This window comes from Rhizobacter sp. P3_C12, assembly GCF_056402735.1.
Window position 1 is genome coordinate 1 of record NZ_JBFUGW010000620.1, and the last position, 973, is coordinate 973.

Annotated in this window: 1 protein-coding gene; it reads right to left on the reverse strand. The window is 67.5% G+C overall.

The annotated features are described in order from the left end of the window. Positions 1 to 973 (reverse strand): phage tail protein (locus AC1DXV_RS34990; protein WP_477938095.1); only part of this gene is annotated, 973 nt, incomplete at both ends.

A 973-nucleotide genomic window follows, 5' to 3' on the forward strand; every position in this document is an offset into this window, starting at 1 on the left:
CTGGCGCCGCGTTGTAGTCGTGCAGGTAACCCGCATTGACCTCGCTCGGGTACATCGTGGCGCTCGCCACGCCAACCGGGAAGTCCTCGGCCTTCACCGTCAGGTCGCCGTCGTCGTTCTCCTCGTCGGTGGCGGTGATGCGCACCGGGTGCCTGTCCAGCCCGAGGCCCACGTCGGTCAGCGTGACCAGGTCCATCGGCTCCAGCAAACTGAAGTTCGCCGGCAACTTGAAGGTGTAGGTCGCGCGGATGTACAGAGAGCGCTGCAGCATCAGCTGGGCGACCAGGCGGGCGACGGCGCCGTCGGTGATCCAGTCGGCCTTCACGATCGCCTCGGAGCGCAACCCGTGCGCATCGATGTCCGCCTGGTCCTTCGCCTCGGCCACGTCGACGTTGTAGCTGTTCGCCCGGTTGCGGTACTGAACCCGGAAATGGTTCTTCGCGTCGGCCGGGCTCTTGCGCTCCTGCTTCACAGGCGGCTCGCCAGGGCTCGGTATGAAGTGGTCGTCGGTGAGGTCGTAGACCGGCTTCACGTTGGGCGTGAAGGTGCGCCCGAGACCTGCCTCCGGGCTGTCGCCGTAGGGGATCATCTTCAGCTTCCCCGCGCTCCACACCGGCGCGGTGTTCGTGAGCCGCCCGAGCAGCTGCACCAGCTCGGCCGCGGAGATCTGCTCGGTCAGCGCGGGCGACATGACCAGGCCGGCCGCGACGCAGTAGTCCGACCAGTCCTGCATGCCGTCGAGCCGGTCGCTTGCGATGTTGGCGCCGTAGCGGCCGTTCATCAGCAGATCCAGCAGCGCGCGGCTCGGGTCCACGTCGGGCACCGCGCTGCCGAGCGAGTAGGCGAGAGCACCCTGGATCTCGAAGGTGTGGTTTTCGACCTGCGCCGAACCGCCGAGGTCGTAGTCTTTCGCGCAGACGTACGCCAGGCCGCTGTATCCGAGCGCCTGCGCCGGGTTCGCGCCTTGCAGGTA